Annotated in this window: 5 protein-coding genes and 1 pseudogene; 4 read left to right on the top strand and 2 right to left on the bottom strand. The window is 64.6% G+C overall.

Annotation, left to right across the window (positions count from 1 at the left end; all coding sequences use genetic code 11):
• Positions 1-5: 5 nt before the first annotated feature.
• The 3 genes from AOK01_RS46660 (at position 6) to AOK01_RS29220 (ending at position 803) form a co-directional block, all read left to right on the top strand.
• Positions 6-95: a DUF397 domain-containing protein gene (locus AOK01_RS46660; RefSeq protein WP_425424767.1), complete on the top strand. Its 90-nt coding sequence runs from the start codon at positions 6-8 to the stop codon at positions 93-95.
• A gap of 79 nt (positions 96-174) precedes the next feature.
• Complete coding sequence (locus AOK01_RS29225) at positions 175-390, top strand: type II toxin-antitoxin system VapB family antitoxin (RefSeq protein ID WP_055516927.1); 216 nt, start codon at positions 175-177, stop codon at positions 388-390.
• A complete protein-coding gene (locus AOK01_RS29220) occupies positions 387-803 on the top strand; it encodes a PIN domain nuclease (RefSeq protein WP_055516925.1) in 417 nt (138 codons plus the stop codon). Before AOK01_RS29225 ends, AOK01_RS29220 begins: the two co-directional genes overlap by 4 nt.
• 5 nt (positions 804-808) lie before the next feature.
• Here the strand turns inward: AOK01_RS29220 and AOK01_RS29215 are convergent.
• Both AOK01_RS29215 and AOK01_RS29210 read right to left on the bottom strand, forming a co-directional pair.
• A pseudogene (locus AOK01_RS29215) lies at positions 809-1,264 on the bottom strand (hypothetical protein); the annotation flags it as partial.
• Between the two features lie 310 nt (positions 1,265-1,574).
• Positions 1,575-2,798, bottom strand: a complete 1,224-nt coding sequence (locus AOK01_RS29210; protein ID WP_055516921.1) for a pectin acetylesterase-family hydrolase — start codon at positions 2,796-2,798, stop codon at positions 1,575-1,577.
• A 108-nt stretch (positions 2,799-2,906) separates the two neighbouring features.
• Between AOK01_RS29210 and AOK01_RS29205 the strand changes: the two genes are divergently transcribed.
• On the top strand, positions 2,907-3,748 hold an 842-nt coding region (locus AOK01_RS29205; RefSeq protein WP_213862169.1), incomplete at its 3' end, for a TetR/AcrR family transcriptional regulator.

Genomic DNA, 3,748 nt, shown 5'->3' with positions numbered 1-3,748 from the left:
TCCACATCCGCGACTCCAAGACCCCCACGGCCCCGACCCTCACCGTCGCCCCGACCACATGGTCCGCCTTCCTCAGTCTTGCCCTGGACGCATGAGCGAACCCAGTCCTGATATCAAAAATAGCGGAGATTGATATCATTGGGGCGAACGGCTCAAGTGACTCCAGGAGGCCACATGGCGCGCACAGTGATCGACCTCGACGACGAAAAGCTGGCGGAGGCGGCGGAAATCTTCGGCACGACCACCAAGGTCGCCACAGTGAACGCCGCGCTCGAAGACGCGATCAAGCGCCGCAAGCGCGCCTCCTTCCTGGACTGGCTGGCCGAGGGCGGGCTGCCCGATCTCACTGGACCCGTGGAGGACCCGACCCACCAGCAGGGCGCCGCATGACCGACCGGTACCTGATCGACAAGTCGGCGCTGGCTCGCTACCCGAAGCCTGCCGTTCGTGCCGTCATCGATCCCCTGCACAACGCCGGACTGCTCGCCGTCTGCGGTGCGGTCGAGCTCGAAGTGCTGCACAGCGCCAGATCAAAGGCCGACGCCGAGCGCATCCGGGACGAAATGCGCGGTTTCGACTGGCTGGCAACGCCGGACGAGGCATGGGATCGCGCGGTGGAGGTACAGACACTCCTCATCGACAGAGGCAACTGGAAGGCGCTGTCGGTGGCGGACCTCATCATCGCCGCGACCGCCGAACGGCACGGCGCCACGGTCCTGCACTACGACGGCGACTACGACATGATCGCCGCCGTCACAGGCCAACCGGCCTCCTGGGTCGTCCCCGCGGGCACGGCCGGCTGAGGCGCTCACTGCCCGCGCACCAGATCCGACAGCACGGCAAGCGGCAAGGACGGGTTCGCTGCTGCCGTTTCCGCCACCTGCCGGTCCGTGTCGGCGAGCAGTTCCACGATGGCCGGTGGCGGGAGTGCCGGGTGGCCGGCGGCCATGGGTCTCGCCTGGTGGTCCGTCAGGCAGACGAGCAGCGACGAGTCCGTCGCCCCGCGATGCCGGGCAACCTCACGGAACACCTTCTGCGCTGTCGGCCGGTGCCGGACCAGGTCCTCCAAAAGTGCCGGAGACGCGTCCGGGTTCGTCGCCACCTTGGCCAGTACACGGACGCCGTGGCGGTCGACCATGGCGCGCAACCGCGCCTCGGTCAGGCCGGGGTGCGGGGCGAGGGCCTTGACCACCTTCGCGTCGGGGTCGGCGGCCAGTCGATCGCGTATGCCGGACGGCAGATCGCGCCGTTGGGCCACAAGCAGTAACACGAGCACCACCGCGCTGCCCTCGACACGCTCCGCCAACGCGACCGCCTGCGTGCGGTTCAGGTCCGCGCGACAGGCGAGTTCCCAGGCGATGTCGTCGTCCGCGACGGCTATCAACCGATCGACCAGTTCGGACGGCAGGGCTGGATTGGCGGCGAGCCCGCACAAAATGTGATGCACACAAGCATCTTGCCCGGAACATGCACGACGAGTTCGACATGTTCCCGACGACCGATGACCGGCCACCGACCACCGACCACCGATGTGACTGATCGAGACCTGGCGCAGAATCACCTGCCCCTCGATATCAGGCGAGCAAACCGGTGCCGAGTGACAGGCTCTCCTCGTCAATCACATTCCGTTTCAGCCATTCTGAGTAAGCGATGCCGTCGGCCGTGCACCTGTGATAGTTCTCGTTGGTGGTGAGGGTGTGCGTGGTGGTGTGCCTTTTTGGGTTGTGACCCCATTCGGTGAGGAAGTAGTTGTAATCGATATCCGATTCACTGAGTCGCTTCATGGAAGCCTTGGTGTTGCTTGCCCATTCGTCCACGAAGTCGGTCGTATCGATGGGCAGCCCGTTCAGCGCGGCACTGAAACGGGTCAGAGTGTCGTCGTAGAGAGTGTTGCTGTGCAGGTAAATGATGTTTCTGTTCTTTGCATCGGTACGGCGAACAAGCGCGTCTTCGAACATATCGGTTCCCACCTCGAAGCCGAGGTTCTTCGCACTCTCAGCACCCCAGACGGTGTTCACAATCTCATCCCAACGGCTTGAGACCAGACCAACGCCGTCCGACAGGCAGTAGACCTTTCGCCCGGGGTACTGGTCGGCAATCTGTGGAGCGTAGCAGGCGGACCCCCAGGCACCTGCGCTTTCGCCTGCGACCAAGACCTTGGCCGCGTCCGGGAAGTTGGCGTAGACCCATTCGAGCGAGGCCAGGCAATTGTTGCGGCCATGGTGATGGACCTCGAATGCCTTACCGTCACGGGTGTACGTGGTGGTCGCGTTGCCGATATGCACATCACCGGTGCTGTAGGGGATGAAAACGACGTTCCAGTCCCGGAACGCGTTCTTTGCATCGCGATTCTTGGCTATACCGCTCAGCCCCGCCGGGAACAGCCGGGTCAGCGACTTGAAGTAGTACGCCTTCAACTCTCTCGTGTAGCCGGAGATCACACTCAACGGTGTAATGGGCCTCGCGGCGCTGTTGTCGTCCCAGCAAGCACCGCCGCCACCGAACTGGATCAGCAAGTTCTTCGATTCGCCGCGCCTCACGAAGAGTGCGTACTCCGAGCCATCACTGCTGAGCGTGCCTGCCCCCAGGTCCACGGTATGCCACTTGTTGTCGCCGATGTCGTCGAGCTTCGCCACTTCGCCAGGTCGGCCGAAGAAGACGAAGTAGAGGTAGACAGGCCCGAGAAGTAAAACGCTTGCGACGACGAGGGAGGTGGCCAGGAAGTTCCAGTACAGACACCAAGCGACCAACCCGAAAACGGCTACCGCACCGGCCCATCTCAAAAGTTTCATGTCCATCCTGTCAAATAGTTGCCGGACGTGAGCCCCACGCTTCACTCACTAACTAACTATACCGACACTACTTTTACTGTCAATGTGGTTGGTGTTCGGGGGTAGAGTGCGGGCATGGTGGATGCAGTGACGGTGGGACGGCGTGAGCGCAAGAAGGCGGCGACGCGGGCGGGGATTCTGGAGGCGGCGACGACGCTGTTCCTCGCGCGCGGCTTCGACGCGGTGACGGTGCGTGAGATCGCGGACGCGGCCGATGTGTCGCCCAAGACGGTCTTCACGCACTTCCCGCACAAGGAGGCGCTTGTCTTCAGCGACGAGGGCGAGCGGCATGAACGGCTGATCGCCGCGGTGAGTGGCCGCGTGGCGGGGACCTCGATCTCCGACGCGCTGAAGGCCCACTACCTTGCCGAGATCGCGGAGCTCCACTCCGAGCCGTACCGCCAGATCCTCGCCCTCATGGGGGACACGCCGGCTCTGATCGACTACGCGGAGAAGATGTGGCTGCGCCACGAGGACGCCCTGGTCGCGGTGATCACCGAGGAGTTCGGGCTGGTGGAGCCCAGCGAAGAGATCCGCTTCTACGTCCGGTTCGCCCTGCAGATCCAGCTCGTGGCCATCCGTGAGCCCGATCCGGCAGCGGCCATCGACGCGGGGTTCCGGCTGCTGGACACAGGCTGGGCGCCCTACGGTGCCGGTGCCGGTGCCGAAGAGCCGTCCGCGGCAGCTCAGCCCTCCGGTGCCGGGCGCGCTTCCCGAGGCGAGCCCGGCACCGATGACGCCGGTGGCGCCGGTGGCGTCGGTGACGCACCGAGACCGTACGAGCGGAGAACAGCAGCACGAATCTCCGGTCCCGCCACAGGGGCGGAACCGCTCCGGGGGTCGTCATGGGCGATCACCCTCGGAGACCCGGGCACGAAGGCGCCGGGAGATTCCGGGAAGTCCCCAGTAGGTCCCCG

The organism is Streptomyces aurantiacus, from assembly GCF_001418335.1.
GTDB classification, from domain to species: domain Bacteria; phylum Actinomycetota; class Actinomycetes; order Streptomycetales; family Streptomycetaceae; genus Streptomyces; species Streptomyces aurantiacus.
This window is presented reverse-complemented; position numbering and strand designations above follow the sequence as displayed.